Here is a 21,574-nt window from a genome sequence, read left to right on the forward strand (position 1 = left end):
CCGGCGACCTCACGTTCGACCGGCAGACCGAACTGCTCACGGCCGCCGTTGGCGCCTGGCCTGCGGAGCTCCTAGACCAGCAGTTCCGCGATCTGCACGGTGTTCAGCGCCGCACCCTTGCGCAGGTTGTCGCCACTGATGAACAGCGCGAGGCCGCGGCCCTCGGGCACGCCCGGATCCTGCCGGATGCGGCCGACCAGCGAGTCGTCGGCGCCGGCCGCCGCGAGCGGCGTCGGCACGTCGACCAGCTTCACGCCGGGCGCCGCGGCGAGCAGTTCCTGCGCCCGCTCCACCGACAGCGGCGAGGCGAACTCGGCGTTGATCGACAGCGAGTGTCCGGTCAGCACCGGCACTCGCACACGTACCCGAGACCAGCAGGTCCGGCAGGCCGAGGATCTTGCGCGACTCGTTGCGCAGCTTCTGGTCCTCGTCGGTCTCACCGGAACCGTCGTCCACGATGGCGCCGGCCAGCAGCAGCACGTTGAACGCGATCGGCGCGACGTACTTGTTCGGCGCAGGGAAATCCACCGCCGAACCGTCGTGCACCAGCTTCTCCGCCTCGGCCTCGACGGCGCGAACCTGGGAGACCAATTCGTCCACGCCGGCCAGGCCGGAGCCGGAGACCGCCTGGTACGAGGAGACGATGAGCCGCTGCAGGCCCGCCTCGTCGTGCAGCACCTTGAGCACCGGCATCGCGGCCATCGTGGTGCAGTTCGGGTTGGCGATGATGCCCTTCTTCAGGTCCTTGACCTGCTCCGGGTTCACCTCCGAGACCACGAGCGGCACGTCCGGGTCCTTACGGAAGGCGCTCGAGTTGTCGATCACGGTGACCCCGGCGGCGGCGAACCGCGGCGCCTGCACCCGCGACATCGTGGCGCCCGCGCTGAACAGCGCGATGTCGAGCCCCGTCGGGTCGGCCGTCTCGGCGTCCTCGACGACGATCTCGCGGTCGCCGAACGGCAGCTTCTTGCCCGCCGAGCGCGAGGACGCGAAGAACCGCACCTCGTCGGCCGGGAAAACCCGGTCCAGCAGCAGCTGCCGCATGACGGCGCCCACCTGGCCGGTGGCGCCGACCACTCCTACCCGTACGCCCATGACTATCGCCCCGTTCCGGCATAGACGGTGGCCTCTTCGTCCGAGCCGAGGTCGAAGGCGTCGTGCAGCACCTTGACGGCCTCGTCGAGCTCGGTGTCCCGGATGAGGACCGAGATCCGGATCTCCGAGGTGGAGATCAGCTCGATGTTGATGCCGGCCTGCGACAGCGCCTCGCAGAAGGTGGCGGTGACGCCCGGGTGGCTCTTCATGCCCGCGCCCACCAGCGAGACCTTGCCGACGTGGTCGTCGTAGACCACCGAATCGAAGCCGATCTCCGCGCGCAGCGCCTCGAGCTTCTCGACACCGAGCGGGCCGAGCTCGCGCGGCAGTGTGAAGGTGATGTCCGTGCGGCCCGTGTCCACCTTGGAGACGTTCTGCAGCACCATGTCGATGTTGATCTCGGCATCGGCGATCGCGCGGAAGACGCGGGCGGCGTAGCCCGGCTTGTCCTCAAGGCCGACCACGGTGATCTTCGCTTCGCTGCGGTCGTGGGCGACGCCGGTGAGAATTGCCTCTTCCACGGGGATGTCCTCCATAGATCCGTTGACGATGGTGCCGGGTTTGGTCGAGTACGACGAGCGCACGTGAACCGGGGTGTTGTAGCGGCGCGCGTACTCCACGCACCGGAGCATGAGCACCTTCGCGCCGCACGCCGCCATCTCGAGCATCTCCTCGAACGAGACGGACTTCAGGTGCTTGGCGTTGGGCACGATCCGCGGGTCCGCGGTGTAGATGCCGTCCACGTCGGTGTAGATCTCGCAGACGTCGGCGTTCAGGGCGGCCGCGAGGGCCACCGCGGTGGTGTCGGAGCCGCCGCGCCCCAGCGTGGTCACGTCCTTCGTGTCCTGCGAGACGCCCTGGAAGCCCGCGACGAGCACGATCTTCCCGTCGTCGATCGCGGCCTGGACGCGGCCGGGCGTGACGTCGATGATCTTCGCGGCACCGTGCTTGCTGGTGGTGATCACGCCGGCCTGCGAGCCCGTGAAGGACTGCGCCTCGGCCCCGAGGGAGTGGATCGCCATCGCGACCAGCGCGTTCGAGATGCGCTCGCCGGAGGTCAGGAGCATGTCCATCTCACGGGCGGGCGGAGCCGGGCACACCTGGTTCGCCAGGTCCAGCAGTTCGTCGGTGGTATCGCCCATGGCGGACACCACGACCACGACGTCGTTCCCCGCGCGCTTGGTCTCGACGATCCGTTCGGCCACGCGCCGGATGCGCTCGGCGGAGGAGACGGAACTGCCCCCGTACTTCTGGACGACGAGTGCCACTTTGGGGATTCCTCCTGCATTTCGCGGGCTACCTGCTGGAGTCATCGTACCGGTCGCGGCATCGCCGCTCGCCTCCCCGCTACGACGGTGCCCCCACCCCGGTCCCCGCGCGGGGACCCGCTCGGGGCCCGTGACCAGGCGGGCCGTCGTAACGATCGCACCGCGGCCCGCGACGATCCGTACGGGTCCAAGCGGTCCACAACCCCGCGTTCAGCCGGTGCGCGGATAATCGTTGCATCAGCGCGATCGAGGAGAACCGATGAATCCCCACGGCGGCGGCCAGAACCCCGGGCAGTACCCGGGCGGCCAGTACCACCAGGCCGGCGGCTACCAGCAGGGCGGGTACCAGGCCGGCGGGTACCAGCAGGGCGGCTACCAGAGCGGCGGGTACCAGCAGGGCGGGTACCAGCAGGGGCCGCAGGGCACCCGGCAGTTCGGTCACCCGCAGGGCGTGCCGCAGTACGGGCAGCCGCAGTACGTGCAGCCGCAGTACGGGCAGCAGGGTGGCTATCAGCCCGGGCCGCCGCAGCCCCCGAACGGCGGGGGCGGGCGCAAGGGCCTGGTCATCGCACTCGCGGCCGTCGTCGCCGTGCTCGCCGTGGCCGCAGCGGTGGGCCGGGGCTCACCCTGCGCGACGACTCGTCGTCGACCGCGTCGCCGGTCACGTTCTCCGCCGAGGGCACCACGACCACCGCCGGCGCCCCGACGACGGGGGCCGCGCCCACGACCGGCCCCACCGAGCCCGCCACCGAGTCGGACGGGTTCCTCACCACGACGACGGCGCCGAGCGGCGCACCGTCGAGCGGCACGGCCGTGCCCCTCAAGCTGAGCGCGGGCGGTTCGGGCGTCGGGGTGGTGCTCATCGTGGGAGTCGCGAGTTCGACGGTGCCGCCGGCCTCGACCCTGCCGTGGGACTGGCAGGGCACCGCGGTGATCGGCGATGCGCTCACGATGCGGGTCACGGGCACCGGCACCGTCAGCTGCTCGATCTCCGTCAACGGTAAGGAGATCAGCACCCGCGAGGGCACCAACACGGTGCAGTGCGGGATCAAGCGCGCGCCGTGACGGGGGTCGCCGCGCGCCGCGGGGAGGGCGACGACCGCGTCGGTACGATGCAACGCGTGCCGACCGCCCCCGACCTCGCCGACACCGGTGCCGCGACGGCACCGTCGTCGCTGCTCGACCGCACCCGCACGGTATGGCTGCCGATCGTCGTCTACCTCGCGATCCGCGGCATCGGGCTCGCGATGCTCGCCCGGTTCGCACAGCTGCGCAACCAGAACCTCGCCGATCTCCTGACCGCCTGGGACGGAAAGTGGATGATCGGGCTGGCCACCTACGGCTACGACGACATGCCGTGGCGGTTCGTGGACGCGCGCGGCGAGCACACCGCCGACACCGCGTACGCCTTCTTCCCCGGCTTCCCGATGCTGGTGCGGGCGGTCGCCCAGCTCCCCGGTTTCGACGCGTACCGCGCGGCGCTCACCGTGAACGTGATCCTGGGCTGCGTGGCCGCGGTCGCGGCGTACCGGCTGGGCCGACTGTGCGTCGAGCACATGCCGCGACTCCCCGATCGTCTCGCCGAGCGCACCGGCCTGCTCACGACCGTCCTGTTCGCTGCGGCCCCCATGTCCATCGTCCTGACGATGGCGTACACCGAGGCCCTGTACTCCGCACTGGCCGGATGGGCTCTGGTCGGGGTCATGGAGCGCAAGTGGCTCCTCGCGGGCCTCTGCACGGCGCTCGCGGGCTTCTGCCGACCGACGTCGGTGGTGCTGATCGGGGTGGTCGCGCTCGCCGCGCTGCTCGCGGTCCTCACGTCCGACGGTGCCGAGCGCGTCCGGGCCGCCGCGTGCGTGCTCCTCACTCCGCTGGGCTGGGTGACCTACCTGCTGATCGTGGCGAACCACACCGGCAGCCTCACGGGATGGTTCCGGATCCAGACGGAGGGCTGGGGCACCACGTTCGACCTCGGCGTACAGACCTGGCAGTTCGTCAACTACACGCTCGTCAACGGCTCCGACATCGCCGACCTGTCGGTGGTGGGCCTGCTCGCCGCGTCAATCGTCCTGATCGTGCTGGCGATCCGCGCGAAGATGCCATGGCCGATCACGCTGTACGGATCGCTCGTGGTGGTCTCACTGCTCGGCTCGGGTGGGCTGATGATGTCGCGCCCGCGGCTGTTGCTGCCCGCGTTCGTCCTGCTGATCCCGATCGCGATCGCGCTGGCCAAGACGGCGAAACCGACGCGAGTGTGGACCTGCGTCGGCGTCGTCACCATCACCTGCTGGTACGGCGCCCACATGGTGAGCGTGTACCCGCACGCCATGTGACGGAGGGGCCCGCGATCGGCGCGGCGACCGAAGGAAGCGGCACCGTCGGGCCCGGCCCGTGCCGCCCCTCTTCCCGGGCCCGCACCCCGTGCGCTACATTCGTGGTGTGCAGCGGCGCGCCCTTCTCCTCGGTTGCCGCGGCGGGGCCTGATCCAGACCGGCTCCCCGTCGCGGGTTGAGCCGTGCAGGCGCGGCTGCGCCGGTCGAGTCCCCCTCCCGGCGTCTCACTGCCGGTTTCCTCCCCGCGATCCGCGGAGAGATCCCAGAAAGTAGCCTCGTCATCATGAGCCCCGCAGCCGATTCCTACACCTCCGGCGTATCGAAGATCACCGCTCCCGCAGGCCCCGTCACCCCGGGCAGCCGTCGTGGAACCCACAGCGTTCGAGCGCCATGCCGACCCACCGGTACCGCTCCTTCGCCGACGAGGTGGAGCAGGTCTCGCTCCCCGATCGCACCTGGCCCGACAAGGTCGCCACCACCGCCCCGCTGTGGTGTGCCGTGGACCTGCGCGACGGCAACCAGGCCCTGATCGATCCCATGAGCCCAGCGCGCAAGCGCCGCATGTTCGACCTGCTGGTCCGCATGGGCTACAAGGAGATCGAGGTGGGCTTCCCGTCCGCCAGCCAGACGGACTACGACTTCGTCCGCGAGATCATCGAGGACGGGGCCATCCCCGACGACGTCACGATCCAGGTCCTGGTCCAGTGCCGCGACGAGCTGATCGAGCGCACCTTCGAGGCCTGCCAGGGCGCGAAGAACGTGATCGTGCACTTCTACAACTCCACCTCGGTGCTGCAGCGCCGCGTCGTCTTCCGTGCCGACAAGGCCGCGATCAAGAAGATCGCCACCGACGCCGCGCACAAGGTGCTCGAGGAGGAGAAGAAGTACCCGGACACCGTGTGGCGCTACGAGTACTCCCCCGAGTCCTACACGGGCACCGAGCTCTCCTTCGCCAAGGAGGTGTGCGACGCGGTCACCGAGATCATCGCGCCGACGCCGGAGAAGCCGATCATCCTGAACCTGCCCGCCACCGTCGAGATGGCGACGCCCAACGTCTACGCCGACTCGATCGAGTGGATGAGCCGCAACCTCGCCCGCCGCGAGAGCGTGATCCTGTCGCTGCACCCGCACAACGACCGCGGCGAGGGCGTGGCCGCCGCCGAGCTGGGCTACCTGGCCGGCGCGGACCGCATCGAGGGCTGCCTGTTCGGCAACGGCGAGCGCACGGGCAACGTCTGCCTGGTGACGCTGGGCCTGAACATGTACAGCCGCGGCATCGATCCGCAGATCACGTTCTCGGACATCGACGAGATCCGGCGCACCGTCGAGTACTGCAACCAGCTGCCCGTGCCCGAGCGGCACCCCTATGGCGGTGACCTGGTGTACACCGCCTTCTCCGGCAGCCATCAGGACGCGATCAACAAGGGCCTGGACCAGATGAAGGTCGACGCCGACGCGGCCGACAAGGACATCGACGACATCCTGTGGCAGGTGCCGTACCTGCCGATCGACCCGAAGGACGTGGGTCGCAACTACGAGGCCGTGATCCGCGTGAACAGCCAGTCCGGCAAGGGCGGCGTCGCGTACATCATGAAGGCCGACCACGGCCTGCAGCTGCCGCGGCGCCTGCAGATCGAGTTCAGCCAGTCCGTGCAGAGGATCACCGACGGCGAGGGCGGCGAGGTGACGCCCAAGGAGATGTGGGACGTCTTCTCCGGCGAGTACATCGATCCGATCCTGCCGCTGGAACGCATGCGTCAGAAGGTCACCGCGTCGGAGGTCGACGGCGGCGTCGACCGCATCGACGCGGTGGTCAAGGTGGACGGCAAGGAGCAGGAGATCTCCGGCGAGGGCAACGGCCCGCTCGCGGCGTTCGTCGACGCGATCGCCGGCGTCGGGTTCGAGGTCCGCGTGCTGGACTACCACGAGCACGCCCTCTCCGCCGGCGACGACGCGCAGGCCGCCGCTTACGTGGAGGCCATCGTGAAGGTCGGCGGCGAGGACCGCACCGTGTGGGGCGTCGGCATCGCACCGTCGATCACCACCGCGTCCCTGCGCGCGCTGGTCTCGGCCGTGAACCGCGCCCACGGCAGCGTCCGCACGGCCGAGGAGGCGGTGGGCGAGGCCTCCACCCGCACCTGGGCGCCCTAGGGCCTCCGTGCGCAAGCGCCTGATCCTCACGGCGGCCGTGCTGCTCTGCACGGCCGCCGTGCTGTTCGGGCTCCTCCAGGTGAGCAAGTCGCGCTCGTTCCAGTTCTTCGGCGAGATCGTCGACCGCGTGGACACCACCGAACGCGTCGTGGCCCTGACCTTCGACGACGCCCCCACGCCTCGCGCGGCCGAGGTGCTGGACACCCTCGCCCGGTTCGGCGTGCAGGGCACCTTCTACGCGCTGGGATCCGAGCTCGAGCGCTCCCCCGAACTGGGGCGGCGCATCGCGGCCGCGGGGCACGAACTGGGCAACCACACGTTCAGCCACCGCCGGATGGTGGGCACGAACGAGACGCCGGGGTTCGTGCGCAGCGAGCTCGATCGCACCGACGCGCTGATCCGCGCCACCGGTTACCGGGGGCCGATCACGTTCCGCCCGCCCTACGGCAAGAAGCTGTTCGTCCTGCCCTGGGAGCTGTCGCGACGCGGCGTCACCACGGTGACGTGGGACGTGGAACCCGATACCTTCCACGCGGGCGACGCCGCCGCCATCGAGCGGTACACGCTCGAGCACGTCCGGCCCGGCTCGATCGTGCTGATGCACCCGTTCTGCGAGGCGGGCTGCGGAGCGGACCGAGAAGCGTTGCCGCGCATCATCGAACGTCTGCGCGCCGACGGCTACCGGTTCGTGACTGTCCAGCAGCTCCTCGCCCTGCGCTGATCCGGTCCGGCGGTCGCGTCACCATTCCTCGGTCCGACGGTGCGCCGTCGGCCGGGCTCAGGCCGTGAGCGGGGTGAACGCCTCCGCGTAGATCCGGTCGGAGGCGACGTCCACGTCCGCGAGCTGGCGGGTCAGCGCCTGCATGAACGGCGTGGGGCCGCACAGGTAGACGTTGCCCTCCGCGGGAACGACGATGTCCCGCAGGTCGATCCGTCCGCGTCGCTCCCCCGCGACCAGCGGATACCCGTCCGGGAGTTCGTCGTAGTACGTCACCAGTTCGGCGCCGGGTATGCGCGCGACCAGCTCGGCGAGTTCGGCCCTGTGCGCGTGGGTGGCCCGGGTGCGGTCCGCATGGACGACGGTGACCGATCGTCCCTGCGCCTCCGTTTCGAGCGCGTAGAGCATTCCGAGCACGGGCGTGATCCCGATACCGGCGGAGACGAGCAGGAGCGGGGTCGACGGGGCGCTGTCGAGGTACACGTCGCCGAACGGGCGCGACACCGACAGCTCGGTTCCCTCGAAGGCGTACTCGTGCAGATGCGAGGAGACCTCGCCGTCGCGGCGGACCGAGATGCGCCAGCGATCGACGCCGGCCGCGTGCGAGAGGCTGTACTGCCGGATCTGGCGGGCACCGTCGGTCAGCGTGACCGACACCGAGATGTACTGCCCGGCATGGAAGTCCGGGAGGGGCGCACCGTCGGGCGCCGCGAGGGTGAACGCGACGGTGGCCGGCGACTGCTGGTCTCGTTCCACGACGACGACCGGGATCCAGGTGCTCTCCGGGGTGGCCCCTGCCGCCGCGTAGAGCTGCTTCTCGCGGCCGATCAGGTCGTCGGCCATCGCCCAGTACACGGCCGTCCACGCCTCCGCGACGTCGGTCGTCACGGTGTCCGCGCCGAGAACCTCGACGATCGCCGCGAACAGGTGTTCGTGGACGATCGGGTACGCGTCCGGCGCAACTCCCAGCGACGCGTGCTTGTTGGCGATCCGTTCGATCAGCGCGCGGGTCTCCGGATTCTCCTCGACCAGCATGGTGGCGTACATCGCGACGGCGCCGGCGAGCGCCGCCTGCTGCGCACCGCTGGCCTGGTTGCCACGGTTGAACAGGTCGCGCTCCAACTCGGGGTGGGCCGCGAACAGGCGTCGGTAGAAGACGGGGGTGATCTCCCCGATCGCTCCGCCGACGAGCGGGAGGGTGGCCGAGACGATGTCCCTGTGGGCTGCGGAAAGCATCGTGAGAAGTCCTATCCGGTCGTGAGCCCGAGCACCAGCGCCCGGGTCGGGGCCTGCGCCAGGGCGGCCACCGTCGTGGTGTTCAGCGAGGCGTAGAACGCCTCGTTGGCCGTGGCGAGTGCGGTCCGGAGCCGGCACGCCGATCGCAGCGGACATTCGAGTCCCGAGCAATCGACGAGTTCCGTGTCGTCGTCGCCCTCGAGCGAGCGGACGACATCACCGAGGAGCGCGGTGCGCCCGGCGGCGGTGAGGGTCACCCCACCGCCGCGGCCGCGGTCCGCGTCGATCCACCCGTGCGACGAGAGATGCGCGCAGGCCTTCGTCGCATGGGCGTAGGACACCTGCATCTCGTCGGCTATGTCGCGCGTCGAGATGCGGTGCCCGTCCTCCTGGACGGCGAGCCGGATGAGGATCCGAAGCCCGACGTCACTGAACCCTGTGAGCCGCACGTGACCAGGCTATTCAAATCATCATGATCGATGCAATATTAATCCGAGTGATCTACGACACCATGTAGTAGATCCGCGTCAGCGCTTCAACCCGTGTTTGCGCGCCACGATCGAGGAGACCACCTCGACCGGCACCAGGCGTTTGAGCAGGAACACCAGCGGCGCGTTGCTGCCGACGGCGTAGAACTCGCGCGGCTTGTCCGCCTCGACCGCCTTCACGATCGTCTCCGCCACCTGTCGCGGGGTGATCCCCGCGCGCTCGTTCGCGTCCAGGTTCTCGATCATCGTGTCGAAATCCTTGCGGTACACCGAGTCGTCGGCGACGTACTTGGTGCGCCGCTCCCCGATGCCGGTCGCGATCGACCCGGGCTCAACAGTGCTCACCCACACCCCGAACGGCGAGAGTTCCTGCCGCGCGGCCGAGGCGAACCCCTTGAGCGCGGCCTTCGCCGCGACGTACGAACCGCGGTAGGCCAGTGGGAAACTCGCGAGCATCGAGCCCACCATGATCACACGGCCGTACCCGCCCGCCCGCATCGCGGGCAGGAGCCGTTGCGTCAGCTGCACCGCGCCGAACACGTTGGTCTGGAACAGGCGGTCCACGGCATCCGCCGGGAGTTCCTCGAGCGGCCCGGACTGGCTCTCGCCCGCGTTGTTCACCACCACGTCCACCGCGCCCGCAGCCGCGGCGCAGGCGGCCACCGAGTCCCGATCCGCAAGGTCCAGGGCCAGGTACTCCACCCCCGGGATCCGCTTGTCGACCGGGATCGTGTCCGGGTTCCGGCTGGTTCCCAGCACTTGGTAGCCCTTCTGCGCCAGCAGCTTCGCCACCTCCAGGCCGATTCCCGACGATGCCCCCGTTACCAATGCCTTCCGCGTCATACTCGCAACGATACTGGCGGCTCAGCCGTGCGCCAGCCAGTTGACCAGGCGCCCGAGCGCCCCGTCGTAGTCGTCCCCGAACCGCGCCAGGTCCGACGAACGCACGCACGGCGTGGTCACCGTCGCGACCAGCGTCGGCGGTCCAGATGTCGCCGCGTCATCGGGCTCCACCGTCATCCGCCACTGCGCGAATCGGTACCAGGACTCCAGGCTGCGCGAGGGGTAGCGCTCGGATCCGGCATCGTTCAGGCGCGCCACCATCGCCCGCTGGTCCCGTTCGGCGTACGGGACGGTGACCGTGTGGGTCACGGTGAACGCCGTGTCGCTCTCGGCGCCCCACAGCCACCGCACCGTCTTGGCCTCGAACGGGCATCCCGCCTGCGTGCGCGACAGCTCCGTCGTCGGCGCGATCGTCGTTCCCGACGGTGCCGCCGTCGCGATGGTGGCGGCGTGCGCCTGCCCGGACTCCACGGGCTCACGCAGCGGGCCGTCGAACCCCGTCCACAGAATGCCCCCGGCGAGCATGAGCAGGGCCAGGCCCGCTGCGGCACCGCCCCAGTAGACGAGAGCCAGCGGCCCGAGGATCCGCGCCCCCTCCGGCACGCGGTACCCCCCGCCCGCGAGGACGTGGACGTCCTCGAACTCGCCGATCGGCAGCGGCTCCTCCATCGCCCGGTCGGGCCCCAGCACCCTGGTCACAGTGGCCCCGAAGCCCGCCAAGTGGGTGGCGTCCTCCTCGATGGCGAGGACCATCAGTTTCCGGTTTCCCAGGTCTACGGTGAACGTGGTCCGCGGCGCATCCCACGATCGGTACTTGTTCCAGTTGGTCACGATGTCGCGGTCCACGCGGATCGAGGCGGCTCGGAGATCGTGGTCCACGTGCTTCAGGGGGAAGTGCACTCGAAGCCGTCCCTGCGCGTCGACCTCGAGCCTGGACGCCACGCGGGCGAGCGCGATGGCGCAGCCGATCGCCGCGGCGACCGACACGACGGTGAGCACGGCGAACGCGGCGTTGCGGGGGTGGTGGCCCCACGCGACGGCGAACACCACGGCGCACGCGCACAACCCGATGACGGACGCCGTCGCAGCCACCCGCATGGTGGACGGGTAGAAGACTGCGATCGGCGTGTACTCCATCTCCGCACCGTATTCGGGCGTTGTTGGGGCCCGCCTGGTTCCCGCTTAACGGGCCGTCAGCTCTCCGTCGCCGCAGCGGCGGCGCGGCCCGCCGTCATCCCGGAGAAGATGCACCCACCGAGGAAGGTGCCCTCCAGCGCGTTGTAGCCGTGCACCCCGCCGCCACCGAATCCGGCCACCTCGCCTGCGGCGTACAGGCCGGGGACGGGCGCACCGTCGGCCCCGAGGACGCGCGCCGAGAGGTCCGTCTCGAGCCCGCCGAGGGTCTTGCGGGAGAGAACGTTCAGCCGCACCGCGATGAGCGGGCCGTGCGCGGGATCGAGGATGCGGTGCGGCCTGGCGACGCGGACGATCTTGTCGCCCAGATAGTTCCGCGCGTTGCTGATCGCCTGCACCTGGGCGTCCTTGGTGAAGGCGTTGGCCGTTTCGCGGTCACGGGCCTCGATCTGCCGGCGCAGGTGGTCGAGGTCGACGTGGCCGCCCCGACCGATGCCGTTCATCCCCGCGACCAGCTCCTCGAGGGTGTCGGCGACCACGAAGTCCTCGCCGTGTTGCTTGAACGCCTCGACCGGGCCCGGTGCGCCCTTCGACTTCACGCGCCCCAGAGCGAGTTTGATGTCCTTCTCCGTGATGTCCGGGTTCTGCTCCGACCCGGACAGGGCGAACTCCTTCTCGATGATGGTCTCGGTGAGCACGAACCACGAGTAGTCGTAGCCGGTCTCGAGGATCGCCTTCATCGTCGAATTGGTATCGAAGCCGGGGAAGTTCGGGGCGGCGAAGCGGTTACCGTCGGCGTCGAACCACAGCGACGACGGGCCGGGGATGATGCGGATCGCGTGCTGCGGCCAGATCGGGTCCCAGTTGTGAATGCCCTCCGTATAGGCCCACACCCGATCGCGATTGACGATGTTCGCGCCCGCCGCCTCGGAGATCGCCAACATCCGGCCGTCCACGTGGGCCGGCACGCCCGCGATCATGTGCTTCGGGAACGGCCCGAGCCGTTCGGTGGGCCAGTACTTCTCCATCAGCTCGAAGTTGTGGCCGATGCCACCGGAGGTCACCAGCACCGCGGGCGCGCGGAACTCGAACTCGCCCTCCACGTCTCGCGAGCTCGCCACGCCACGGTCGAGCTCCGATGGGGCGAGCACCGCACCTTGCACGCCGGTCACGGCACCGTCGGCGTCACGGAGTAGTTCGTCGACGCGATGCCGGAACGCGAAGCGCACCAGTCCTTTCTCCTCCGCCCGCTCCACCGGCTCTCGGAACACCCGGACCACCTCGGGGCCCGTACCCCAGGTGAGGTGGAAGCGCGGAACCGAGTTGCCGTGACCGTCGGCCGCGCCGCCGCCGCGCTCCGCCCAGCCGACCACGGGCGTGAACCCCAGGCCGAGCCGGCGGAGATAGTCGCGCTTGCGGTGCGTGGCGAACTCGACGTAGGCGCGCGCCCACTGCCGGGGCCAGCGGTCCTCGTCGTCGCGATCGAAGCCGGCGGAGCCCTGCCAGTCCTGCCACGCCAGCTCGAACGAGTCCTTGATGCCGAGGCGCCGCTGCTCCGGCGAGTCCACCAGGAACAGGCCGCCCAGGCTCCAGAACGCCTGCCCGCCCAGGTTCGCGCGGTTCTCCTGGTCGAGGATCAACACCCTCCGGCCCGCCCGGGACAGTTCGTACGCCGCCACCAGTCCCGCAAGACCGGCACCGACCACGATCGCGTCGGGCTCGAAGCCGCCCGACCCCACCGCGCCGCGGTCCGTACTCGTCATCGTCATTCCCCTCGGTCATAACTGGACTAGACGTTCTATTTATCGCTAGCATGGCACGCATCACAGGAATCGTCAACGGAGGGCTGGATCCGGTGGCCAAGGGAGTCAGGACACGAGCGCGCAGCGTCGAACGGTTCCTCGACGCGGGCCTGGACGTCTTCGCCGAGTTCGGTTTCCATGCCGCGTCCATGGACGAGATCTGCGCCCGGGCAGGTCTGTCCCGCGGCGCCTTCTACTCCAACTTCTCCGGTAAGGAGGCGCTGTTCCTCGCCCTGTTCGACCGGCACGCCGAACATCAGATCGGCCGCATCGCCGCGGCCATCGAGTCCGCGCCGACGCTGGACGAGGCGATCGGTCGCGCCGCACTGGCGGCGGGCTCGGATGATCCGGCCGAACTCCGGTGGTCGTTGCTCTCCACCGAATTCACCGTGTACGCGGCGCGCGACGCCTCCGCCGCCCAGCGGCTCGCCGAGCACGATCGCGCGGTCCGCGCCCGCCTCGCGGCCGCACTCGCCGCCTTCGACGTGGCCCAGGCCGATGCGGAGATACTCGCCCGGTTCTCCATCGCCCTCTACGAGGGCGTGATGATGTCGCGCCTGGTCGACGGCGATACCGACACCGCCCGCGACCTGCTGACCCGCTTCCTTCCCGCCGGCCTGCACGTCGCCGTCGCACCGGGCTGACGCGGGTCACGATGCCGACGTTCACCACCGACCGCATCCTCGCGTTCCGCCTGCGCGCGCACGCACTGGCGGACCGCCTCGACGAGGACGGCCGCGCCGCGGCCGCGAGTCGGTGCGGCATCCAGGACAGCCCGCCCGGCTCCGCTCTGCTCGCCCTGAACGCCCGGGTGCGCGGCGTCACGGCCGGCACCGTCGACGATGCCCTGGCGCAGCGGGAGCTCGTACGCACCTGGAGTATGCGCGGCGCGCCCTTCGTCGTCCCCGCCGGCGATCTCCCCGTGTTCACCACCGGCGTCCTGCCGCCCTCCGAGGCCGGTGCACAGCGGCTGATCCTCGGGGTGGGCCCGGCGCTCGACGCCCTCGGCATAGGACTCGACGGTGCCGTGTCGCTCATCGCCGCCCGCACCCACGAGGTGCTGTCCGGGCGGCGCCTCGCGATCGACGCGCTGGGCGCCGAGGTGGCGCGCGCCGTCGAGCCCGACCTGAGCGCCGCGCAGCGCACCGTCTGGCGGAGCGAGGGACCGCACGCGCCCGGGCAACCGATCGGTGAGGCCGTGGTGCACTTCTGCGTGCGGATCCTGTGCCTGCAGCGGGTCGTGTGCTTCGCACCGCGGGAGGGGAACTCCGCGCCGTTCGTGCTCGCCGACGAATGGCTGGGGCCGCCCACTGCAGCGGCGTCGGCCGACGATGCGCGCGCCGAACTCGCCAGACGCTACCTCCGCTGCTACGGCCCGTCCACGCGCGCCGGCCTCGCGACGTGGCTCGGCATACGTTCCGGTGACGCCGAGCCCTGGTGGACTGCAGTCGAACCCGAGCTGGAACGCGTCGACACGGACGGCGGTCCGGCGTGGATCCTCGCCACAGACCGGCCCGCCCTGGCCGACGCCGCCGCACCGTCGGGGGTCCGGCTGTTGCCGCCCCGCGACCCGTACACCCAGGCGCCGGACCGCTCCTCCTCGTGCCGGCGGAACGGCAGCGCGAGGTCTGGCGCGCCGTCGGCGAGCCCGGGACCGTCCTGCTCGACGGCCGGATCGCCGGCACGTGGCGGCCCCGCAAGCGCGGGAAACGCCTGACGCTCACGGTCACCGCATTCGGCAGGCTCACGAAGGCGGAGCGCGCCGCGATCGTCGGCGAGGCGGAGTCGATCGCCCCGCTCCGCGGCGCCGCGACCGTCGACGTGGAGTTCGCGGGCTGACTACCGCGAGACGGTGCGGTCGGCACCCGCGACGACGCCGCATGCCAGGAGCGGCGCCAACAGGAGCAGGAGACTGATCAGCGGGAGCGTCCAGGTCCCCTCCACGCCGTGCAGGACACCCATGAGCATCGGTCCCCAGGCGGCGAGCAGGTAGCCCACGGTCTGCGACATCGCGGACAGCGACACCGCCTCCGCAGTGGTCGCGGCGCGCAGGTTCATCATCGTGACCGCCAGCGAGATCATCGCTCCCAGCCCGAATCCCACGACGATGTTCGCGATCCAGGCCCCCATCCCGGTGCCGAACGCGAGCACCCCGAACACCCCGATCCCCTGCAGTGCCACTGCCGCGACCGCGACGATCCGCTGGTCGCGGCGCCGCGCTGCCCACTGTGGGAAGGTGAGCGCCGTGACCACGCTGAGCAGGCCCCCGACCGCGAGCATCGCGCCCGCGGTCTGCGCCGAGAGCCCGCGATCGCGGTAGATCGTGGGGATCCAGCCGATGAGCGCGTACGCCTGCAGCGACTGCAGGCCCATGAATCCGGTGACGGCCCAGGCGATCGGGCTGCGTAGCACCGTCCGGGCGGCGCCGGGCTCGGCGGCACCGTCGGGCTCGGGGGCGTGCTGCCGGAACCGGAGGTACCGCACCGTGACCACCGCCAGCAGTGCCGCCGCGGCCAGCGCCGGGATCGCCCAGAGCGCGAGCGATCCGCGCCAGCTGCCGCCGAGAGCGGTGGCGCCCGGCACCGTCAACGCGGACGCGACGCCGGTGGAGGCGCACACCATCGAGGTGAACAGACCCGTCATCAGTCCGAGCCGGTGCGGGAAGAAGATCCGGACCAACACCGGCCCGAGCACGTTGCCCAGCGCGATCCCAGCGCCCGCGAGCATCGTGCCGCCCAGCAGCACAGGCCAGCTCGGCAGTATCCGGAGCGCACTGCCGACCGCGATCATCGCGACGGCGACGGTGGCCACGACCACCGCCGTGTACCGACGGGCGAGCCGGGGCGCGGCGGCCGAGAACGCGCCGAGGCACAGCACCGGGCCGGTGGTGAGCAGGGCCAACTCGCCGCCGGTCAGGCCGTAGGCGTCGCGGATCTCGGCGAGCACAGCGGACGAGCTGCCGAATACCAGGCGCAGGCAGATGCCCATGAGGATCAGCGCGGCCGCACAGGTCAGGACGCCGACGGCGCGCAGCGGCGCGAGTGCGGACTCCTTGGTGGTCGAGGTCACCCACAGAATCATGGGATGAATTCGCCCGGCGCGTCAACTCACCGCGTCGCCCGGCACCGACGACGCCGCACCGCGCTACGTCGCTGTCGCGATGTACTCGTCCAGCAGCCGGGTCGTGTGTGCGATGTGGTCCCTCAACGCCGCCGCCGCGCCCGCCGCGTCCCGCGCCAGGGTCAACTCCATGATCCGACGGTGCTCGCCGGCGAGGTCCCGGTCGCGCTCCAGTCCGAGCGGAAGCGACCACCGGCGGTACAGCTCGGCCTCGTCCCGCAGCGCCCTCGTCATCTGCACCAGCCGCTTGTTGGCGCAACCCGCCAGGATCGCGGCATGGAAGGCGGCGTGCGCCTGCACCCACTCGTCCGACACCCGCACCGGTTCGTCTTCACTGAGCAGCGGCGTCCGCTCGAGCCTGTGGTGCGTCGCGACCACCTCGGACTCCCACCCGACATCGCCCTCCGCGATCGATCGCTCCAGTACCAACGACTCGAGCACCAGGCGCGCATCGGTGAGGTCACCGAGGCTGTCCGCGGACAGCTCGGTCACCGTGAAGCCGAGGTGCGCTTGCGACGTGACCATCCCCTCCGCTGCGAGCCTGGTCAGCGCCTCGCGAATGACCGAGACGCTGGCGCCGTAGGCGGCACTGAGGTCGGGGAACTTCAGTCGTTCGCCCGGGGGGCGCCGGCCCGCCAGGACGTCGGCGCGCAGCGCGTCGTACACCGCGTCCACGCGGGTCCGCTTCGGAGTCGAGGTAGCCACCGCCTCAGCCTAAGCCTCAGCGGGCGCATGCGCGAATCTATCGATAACTTTCGAAACTCTCTTGACTTTACGAATCTAGCGGCAGACACTGTGATGACCGACACACTCACCGAGCAAGGAGCAATGCGATGCGCATCGGAGTTCTCAATGACAGGGCCGTCCTCGTCCACGCAGACCACGCCCTCGACGTGGCCGAGGCCAGCGCGGGCCGGTTCGGCCCCTCGATCACGGGGATCCTCCACGACTGGGAGCCCTTCGCGGCCTGGGCCGCGGGCGCCGACGCCTCGGCGGGATCGGTGTTCGACCCGCACGCCCTGCAGAATCCCGTGCCCGAGCCGCGACAGGTGTTCGCGGTCGGCCTCAACTACGCGGCGCACGCCGCCGAGTCCAAGTACGCGGTCCCCGATTTTCCTCCCACGTTCACGAAGTTCCGCACCTCGCTCGCCGGACCCCGCGGCACCGTCGAACTCCCCGGGCCCACCGTCGATTGGGAGGTCGAACTCGTGGCCGTCATCGGCAAGTACGCGCACAAGGTGTCCGAGGCGGACGGATGGGAGTACGTCAGCACGCTCACCGCCGGACAGGACATCTCCGAGCGAGACACCCAGTTCGACGCGAAGCCGCCGCAGTTCAGCCTCGGCAAGTCGTACCCCGGCTTCGCCCCTCTCGGCCCCGTCCTGGTGACCCCCGACGAGTTCGCCGACCGCGACGACATCGAACTCGGCTGCACCGTGAACGGCGAGCAGATGCAGAAGAGCCGCACCTCGGCCATGCTGTTCTCGGTCCCCCAGCTGGTCTCGTACCTCTCGGGTATCACGCCGCTGCTCCCCGGCGACATCATCTTCACCGGTACGCCGGAGGGGGTGGGGCTGGGCCGTACGCCCGCGCGCTATCTCAACGACGGTGACGTCCTGCGCTCGTCCATCGCCGGGATCGGCGAACTCGAACAGACCTTCGTCGCTCCGAGTGGAGAGTAGCGGTCATGGCTCTGCACAGTCTCGCCTCGATCACGATCGGCGTCCCCAACGTCGCCGAGACCATCGCGTACTACACGGACTTCGGGCTCACGCCCGGATCGAACGGCGCGTTGAGCACCACCGACGGCGGCGAGCAGCTCACGATCGTGCACGCGCCCACCCGTCGGCTTCTCGAGCTCACCGTCGCCGCCGACGACGCGGACGACATCGCCCGGATCGCCGCCCGGCTCCGCGCGCTCGGCCTCACCGTCGACACGACCGCCGACACCCTCACCACCGTGGAACCGGTCTGCGACATCCGCGTCCACGTCCGGATCCGTCCCCGCCTCCTCCAGGCCCCGGTACCCCGAACGCCGTACAACGGGCCGGGACGGGTCGATCGCACCGGCCGCGCGGACGTGATGCGTCGCGAGGGGCGGGTCCAGCCCCGGAAACTGGGCCACGCCGTCGTCGGCACCACCGATCTCGACGCGACCCGCCGGTTCTTCGTCGACGGACTGGGCTTTCAGATCAGCGATCACATCGTGGGGCACGGGAGCTTCCTGCGCTGCTCCACCGACCACCACAACATCCTGGTTCTCGCCGCGCCCGTGGTGTACCTGCACCACACGTCGTGGCAGGTGGACGACATCGACGAGGTGGGGCGCGGGGCGCACGACATGCTCGAAGGGCATCCCGACCGTCACGTCTGGGGGCTCGGCAGGCACTACGCGGGATCCAATTTCTTCTGGTACCTGAAGGATCCCGCCGGCAACTTCTCCGAGTACTACTCCGATATGGACTGCGTCCCCGAGGACGAGCTGTGGACGCCCGAGGACCTCGAGGGTGCTCGAGGCCTGTTCCGCTGGGGTCCTCCCCCACCCCCGTCATTCCTCGCGCCCGAGGATCTCGCCGCAATGATGACCGGCGCCCACAGCGCACGGTGAACCGCCGCCAACACCCACCGGGCGCACCCGCGCCCGCCCTCACAGAGGTCGAAACATCATGAACGACATCGAGACCGACGTCCTGATCGTCGGAGCCGGGCCCGCCGGCCTGACCGCAGCCACCCTCCTCGCCCGCTACGGCGTGAACGCCGTGACCGTGACGAAGCATCCGGGCACAGCGCATTCGCCCCGGGCGCACATCACCAACCAGCGCACCGTCGAGGTCTTCCGCGACCTGGGCCTCGAGGAGCGCGTACGAGCGGCGGCCGTGCCGAACGAGCTGATGGGGAACAACGTGTGGGCCACCAGCTTCGCGGGCCGCGAGATCGCACGGCTGATGACGTGGGGATCGGGCACCGCGCGCCACGCCGATTACGCCGCGGCCAGCCCTTCGGAGATGTGCAACATCCCGCAACACGTCCTCGAACCGATCATCCGGGCCGGCGCGGAGGAGGCCGGGGCGGACCTGCGCTTCTCGACGGAGCTCGAGGAGATCACCCAGGACGACGCCGGCGTGACCGCGCTCGTGCGGGTGCGCACCACCGGCGAGACCTACCGGATCAGGGCCAAGTACGCGATCGGCGCCGACGGAGGGCGCTCGCGCGTCGCAGAGCGGACCGGCATCGCCATGATCGGCGAGATGGGCCTCGGCGCCGCGATGAACATCTGGCTGGAGGCGGATCTGACGGAGTACACCGCGCATCGCCCCGGCACGCTGTACTGGATGGCGCAGCCGGGCAACGACTACTGGGTCGGATCCGGAACCTGGATCTGCGTGAAGCCCTGGACCGAATGGGTCCTCCTCTGCATGTACGACCCCGCCGACGGCACGCCCGATATGGACGAGGAGTCGCTGATCGCGCGGGCCCGCGGCACCATCGGCGACCCGTCCGTGGACATCCGGATCAAATCGGCCAGCACGTGGCAGATCAACCACGTGGTGGCGGAGACGTACCAGAAGGGGCGCGTGTTCCTCGCCGGCGATGCGGCGCACCGGCATCCGCCCGCGAACGGCCTGGGCACCAACACCTCGATCCAGGACTCCTTCAACCTCGCCTGGAAGCTCGCGTACGTGTTGCACGGACACGCCGGTCCCGGCATCCTCGAGACCTACACGCAGGAGCGTCAGCCGGTGGGCAGGCAGGTCGTGGACCGCGCGATGCAGAGCGTCCGCGACATGCTGCCGATCTCCGAGGCCCTCGGTTTCGAGCCCGGACAATCGGCCGAGGACGGCTGGCGCAGCCTCGACGAGCTCTTCGCACCCGGTGCCGCCGGCGCCGCCCGACGCGCACGCCTCGCCGATGCCGTGCAGCTGCAGAACTACCAGTTCAATGCTCACGGAATGGAACTCGACCAGCGCTACGCCTCGGCGGCGATCATCGACGACGGCGTCCCCGAACCGAAGGACGGCCGCGATCGCGTCCTGTACCACCATCCGACCACGCACCCCGGTGCCCGCATCCCTCATGCCTGGCTGGAGAAGGACCGACGTCGCGTGTCCACGCTGGACATCACGGGGCACGGGCGGATGACATTGCTCATAGGGCCCGACGGCGATGCGTGGCGGTCCGCCGCATCGACCGTGTCCGCCGAGACCGGCCTGCCGATCGACGTGCGTACGGTCGGAATCCGGTGCGAGTACGACGACGTCCTCGGCGATTGGGGAGCGGTCCGCGAGATCGGGGACGACGGCGCCCTTCTCGTCCGCCCGGATCATCACATCGGGTGGCGCGCGCACATCGCCGCCGACGATCCGGCGACCGCGCTGCGCAACGCCGTGGACCACGCGGTGTGCCGTCGCGTCGACCTGAACGCCTGAGCGCGGCCCCGCCCAGCCGGACCACCGCGGCACGCGGTCCCGGTCGGGCGCCGCGAGGTCAACCGACCGCGGCGACCTCCTCGTCGAGAGCGCGCAGGACCGCCGCCACCGCCGGCCGACGGTGCGCCCCCGGTCGCGTCGCGACCTCGAGGATCCGGGCCGCGCGGACGCCGACGATCTCCAGGCCGCGCACGCCCGGGTGGGTGATCGCGTGCCGGGCCACCAGCGCGACCCCCAGTCCCGCGGCGACCATCGCCTGGATCGCGTGGAAGTCGTTGATGCGCTGGATCACCCGCGGCCGCACCCCGGTGATCGTCGCCAGGGACCGGAGCACGTCGTCCACGGGGAAGCCGTCGTTCACGCTGATCCAGTCCAGGTCCGACAGCTGAGCCGCCTCGACGCGTCCGGCCGCCGCGAGCGGGTGATCGAGCGGCACCGCGAGGTCGATCGGCTCGCGCATGAGGAGCCGCGACGCGATCCGCGGCCCCCGAGCGGCGCGGCCCGCTCGTCCCGGTGCGCCACGACGACGTCGGCATCCGCCATCATCACGGGGAGGTCGGTGCCGGGCAGGTCGGCATCGGACGCCGTCACGGCGATCCCCGCCGCGGCGGTCCGGAGCAGCACGCCCGGCAGTAGCAGTTCCGCCGCCGAGGGGAACAACGTCAGCCGCACGGTCCCCGTCGGCGTGGAGCGGTAGCGGTCCATCTCTGCGCGGGCCCGATCCAATTCCCCCAGAACCGATTCCGCCCGCACCACCAGGGCGAGTCCGGCGTCGGTGAGCCGCACTCGCCGGCCGTCGGGTTCGAGCAGCTCGACACCCGCCTCGCGTGCGAGCACCTTGAGTTGCTGGGACACGGCCGACGGCGTCATGGCCATCGCGCGCGCCGTCGCGGCGACGGTGCCGCGGTCGGCCAGCTCGCGCAGGATCCGCAGGCGATGGACATCCATGTAGCAACGCT

18 protein-coding genes and 3 pseudogenes are annotated in these 21,574 nt (G+C 70.5%); 11 read left to right on the plus strand and 10 right to left on the minus strand.

The window, feature by feature from the left end:
- Nucleotides 1-71: 71 nt before the first annotated feature.
- Nucleotides 72-1,095: pseudogene (locus tag MTP03_RS20955) on the minus strand (aspartate-semialdehyde dehydrogenase).
- A 2-nt stretch (nucleotides 1,096-1,097) separates the two neighbouring features.
- Entirely contained in the window at nucleotides 1,098-2,363 is a 1,266-nt protein-coding gene (locus MTP03_RS20960; protein ID WP_248489811.1) for an aspartate kinase, read from the minus strand.
- A gap of 259 nt (nucleotides 2,364-2,622) precedes the next feature.
- Here MTP03_RS20960 and MTP03_RS20965 point away from each other — a divergent pair, with 259 nt between their 5' ends.
- The 5 genes and pseudogenes from MTP03_RS20965 to MTP03_RS20985 all read left to right on the plus strand — a co-directional run bounded on the left by MTP03_RS20965 (nucleotide 2,623) and on the right by MTP03_RS20985 (nucleotide 7,568).
- Nucleotides 2,623-3,192 carry a hypothetical protein gene (locus tag MTP03_RS20965; protein WP_248489812.1) on the plus strand — a complete coding sequence of 190 codons (570 nt, stop codon included), beginning with the start codon at nucleotides 2,623-2,625 and terminating at the stop codon, nucleotides 3,190-3,192.
- The gene (locus tag MTP03_RS20970) at nucleotides 3,177-3,428 is read left to right on the plus strand and encodes a hypothetical protein (protein ID WP_248489813.1); all 252 of its coding nucleotides are present in this window, start codon (nucleotides 3,177-3,179) and stop codon (nucleotides 3,426-3,428) included. The genes MTP03_RS20965 and MTP03_RS20970 overlap by 16 nt, the downstream gene beginning before the upstream one ends.
- A 47-nt stretch (nucleotides 3,429-3,475) precedes the next feature.
- Nucleotides 3,476-4,696, plus strand: a complete 1,221-nt coding sequence (locus MTP03_RS20975) for a mannosyltransferase family protein (protein WP_371821001.1) — start codon at nucleotides 3,476-3,478, stop codon at nucleotides 4,694-4,696.
- Nucleotides 4,697-4,979: 283 nt separating this feature from the next.
- Nucleotides 4,980-6,847 (plus strand): annotated as a pseudogene (gene leuA, locus MTP03_RS20980) (2-isopropylmalate synthase).
- A gap of 7 nt (nucleotides 6,848-6,854) precedes the next feature.
- Entirely contained in the window at nucleotides 6,855-7,568 is a 714-nt protein-coding gene (locus MTP03_RS20985) for a polysaccharide deacetylase family protein (protein WP_248489815.1), read from the plus strand.
- 57 nt (nucleotides 7,569-7,625) lie between these two features.
- Here the strand turns inward: MTP03_RS20985 and MTP03_RS20990 are convergent, their stop codons facing one another.
- The 5 genes from MTP03_RS20990 to MTP03_RS21010 all read right to left on the minus strand — a co-directional run bounded on the left by MTP03_RS20990 (nucleotide 7,626) and on the right by MTP03_RS21010 (nucleotide 13,029).
- The gene (locus MTP03_RS20990; protein WP_248489816.1) at nucleotides 7,626-8,801 is read right to left on the minus strand and encodes a globin domain-containing protein; all 1,176 of its coding nucleotides are present in this window, start codon (nucleotides 8,799-8,801) and stop codon (nucleotides 7,626-7,628) included.
- Between the two features lie 11 nt (nucleotides 8,802-8,812).
- Nucleotides 8,813-9,250, minus strand: coding sequence for an Rrf2 family transcriptional regulator (locus MTP03_RS20995; RefSeq protein ID WP_248489817.1), 438 nt, complete (start codon nucleotides 9,248-9,250; stop codon nucleotides 8,813-8,815).
- 78 nt (nucleotides 9,251-9,328) lie between these two features.
- Nucleotides 9,329-10,132 carry an SDR family oxidoreductase gene (locus tag MTP03_RS21000; protein WP_248489818.1) on the minus strand — a complete coding sequence of 268 codons (804 nt, stop codon included), beginning with the start codon at nucleotides 10,130-10,132 and terminating at the stop codon, nucleotides 9,329-9,331.
- Between the two features lie 21 nt (nucleotides 10,133-10,153).
- Complete coding sequence (locus MTP03_RS21005) at nucleotides 10,154-11,269, minus strand: hypothetical protein (protein WP_248489819.1); 1,116 nt, start codon at nucleotides 11,267-11,269, stop codon at nucleotides 10,154-10,156.
- A gap of 56 nt (nucleotides 11,270-11,325) precedes the next feature.
- Nucleotides 11,326-13,029, minus strand: coding sequence for an FAD-binding dehydrogenase (locus MTP03_RS21010; RefSeq protein WP_371820820.1), 1,704 nt, complete (start codon nucleotides 13,027-13,029; stop codon nucleotides 11,326-11,328).
- 50 nt (nucleotides 13,030-13,079) lie between these two features.
- Between MTP03_RS21010 and MTP03_RS21015 the strand changes: the two genes are divergently transcribed.
- Genes MTP03_RS21015 through MTP03_RS22970 form a run of 3 tightly spaced genes read left to right on the plus strand, consistent with a single transcriptional unit; the run spans nucleotide 13,080 to nucleotide 14,907 of the window.
- Nucleotides 13,080-13,712: a TetR/AcrR family transcriptional regulator gene (locus MTP03_RS21015; protein WP_248489821.1), complete on the plus strand. Its 633-nt coding sequence runs from the start codon at nucleotides 13,080-13,082 to the stop codon at nucleotides 13,710-13,712.
- 11 nt (nucleotides 13,713-13,723) lie between these two features.
- On the plus strand, nucleotides 13,724-14,785 hold the full coding sequence (locus tag MTP03_RS21020; protein ID WP_256465181.1) for a DNA glycosylase AlkZ-like family protein: 1,062 nt from the start codon (nucleotides 13,724-13,726) through the stop codon (nucleotides 14,783-14,785).
- The gene (locus MTP03_RS22970) at nucleotides 14,671-14,907 is read left to right on the plus strand and encodes a DNA glycosylase AlkZ-like family protein (protein ID WP_256465182.1); all 237 of its coding nucleotides are present in this window, start codon (nucleotides 14,671-14,673) and stop codon (nucleotides 14,905-14,907) included. Before MTP03_RS21020 ends, MTP03_RS22970 begins: the two co-directional genes overlap by 115 nt.
- On the opposite strand, the gene MTP03_RS21025 is transcribed toward MTP03_RS22970, so the two are convergent.
- A complete protein-coding gene (locus MTP03_RS21025; protein ID WP_248489822.1) occupies nucleotides 14,908-16,137 on the minus strand; it encodes an MFS transporter in 1,230 nt (409 codons plus the stop codon). It lies immediately after the preceding gene.
- A 75-nt stretch (nucleotides 16,138-16,212) separates the two neighbouring features.
- On the minus strand, nucleotides 16,213-16,893 hold the full coding sequence (locus MTP03_RS21030; RefSeq protein WP_248489823.1) for a GntR family transcriptional regulator: 681 nt from the start codon (nucleotides 16,891-16,893) through the stop codon (nucleotides 16,213-16,215).
- Between the two features lie 128 nt (nucleotides 16,894-17,021).
- Between MTP03_RS21030 and MTP03_RS21035 the strand changes: the two genes are divergently transcribed.
- From MTP03_RS21035 to MTP03_RS21045, 3 genes are read left to right on the plus strand one after another with little or no spacing between them, the layout of a single operon-like run.
- Nucleotides 17,022-17,870, plus strand: coding sequence for a fumarylacetoacetate hydrolase family protein (locus MTP03_RS21035; RefSeq protein WP_248489824.1), 849 nt, complete (start codon nucleotides 17,022-17,024; stop codon nucleotides 17,868-17,870).
- A gap of 5 nt (nucleotides 17,871-17,875) precedes the next feature.
- Nucleotides 17,876-18,796, plus strand: coding sequence for a VOC family protein (locus MTP03_RS21040; RefSeq protein ID WP_248489825.1), 921 nt, complete (start codon nucleotides 17,876-17,878; stop codon nucleotides 18,794-18,796).
- A 58-nt stretch (nucleotides 18,797-18,854) separates the two neighbouring features.
- Nucleotides 18,855-20,615, plus strand: coding sequence for an FAD-dependent monooxygenase (locus MTP03_RS21045; protein ID WP_248489826.1), 1,761 nt, complete (start codon nucleotides 18,855-18,857; stop codon nucleotides 20,613-20,615).
- 58 nt (nucleotides 20,616-20,673) lie between these two features.
- On the opposite strand, the pseudogene MTP03_RS21050 reads toward MTP03_RS21045, so the two are convergent.
- Nucleotides 20,674-21,563 (minus strand): annotated as a pseudogene (locus MTP03_RS21050) (LysR family transcriptional regulator).
- Between the last annotated feature and the right edge of the window lie 11 nt (nucleotides 21,564-21,574).

The sequence above is a fragment of the Tsukamurella sp. PLM1 genome, assembly GCF_023168325.1.
Lineage (GTDB): Bacteria > Actinomycetota > Actinomycetes > Mycobacteriales > Mycobacteriaceae > Tsukamurella.

Excerpts from the sequence above, each read along its gene's own strand:
- MTP03_RS21035 (WP_248489824.1), top strand. The coding sequence starts at position 17,022 with ATGCGCATCGGAGTTCTCAATGACAGGGCCGTCCTCGTCCACGCAGAC.
- MTP03_RS21045 (WP_248489826.1), top strand. The coding sequence starts at position 18,855 with ATGAACGACATCGAGACCGACGTCCTGATCGTCGGAGCCGGGCCCGCC.
- MTP03_RS21005 (WP_248489819.1), bottom strand. The coding sequence starts at position 11,269 with ATGGAGTACACGCCGATCGCAGTCTTCTACCCGTCCACCATGCGGGTG.
- MTP03_RS21010 (WP_371820820.1), bottom strand. The coding sequence starts at position 13,029 with ATGACGAGTACGGACCGCGGCGCGGTGGGGTCGGGCGGCTTCGAGCCC.
- MTP03_RS21020 (WP_256465181.1), top strand. The coding sequence starts at position 13,724 with ATGCCGACGTTCACCACCGACCGCATCCTCGCGTTCCGCCTGCGCGCG.
- MTP03_RS21000 (WP_248489818.1), bottom strand. The coding sequence starts at position 10,132 with ATGACGCGGAAGGCATTGGTAACGGGGGCATCGTCGGGAATCGGCCTG.
- MTP03_RS20965 (WP_248489812.1), top strand. The coding sequence starts at position 2,623 with ATGAATCCCCACGGCGGCGGCCAGAACCCCGGGCAGTACCCGGGCGGC.
- MTP03_RS20975 (WP_371821001.1), top strand. The coding sequence starts at position 3,476 with ATGCAACGCGTGCCGACCGCCCCCGACCTCGCCGACACCGGTGCCGCG.
- MTP03_RS20990 (WP_248489816.1), bottom strand. The coding sequence starts at position 8,801 with ATGCTTTCCGCAGCCCACAGGGACATCGTCTCGGCCACCCTCCCGCTC.
- MTP03_RS21040 (WP_248489825.1), top strand. The coding sequence starts at position 17,876 with ATGGCTCTGCACAGTCTCGCCTCGATCACGATCGGCGTCCCCAACGTC.
- MTP03_RS21015 (WP_248489821.1), top strand. The coding sequence starts at position 13,080 with ATGGCACGCATCACAGGAATCGTCAACGGAGGGCTGGATCCGGTGGCC.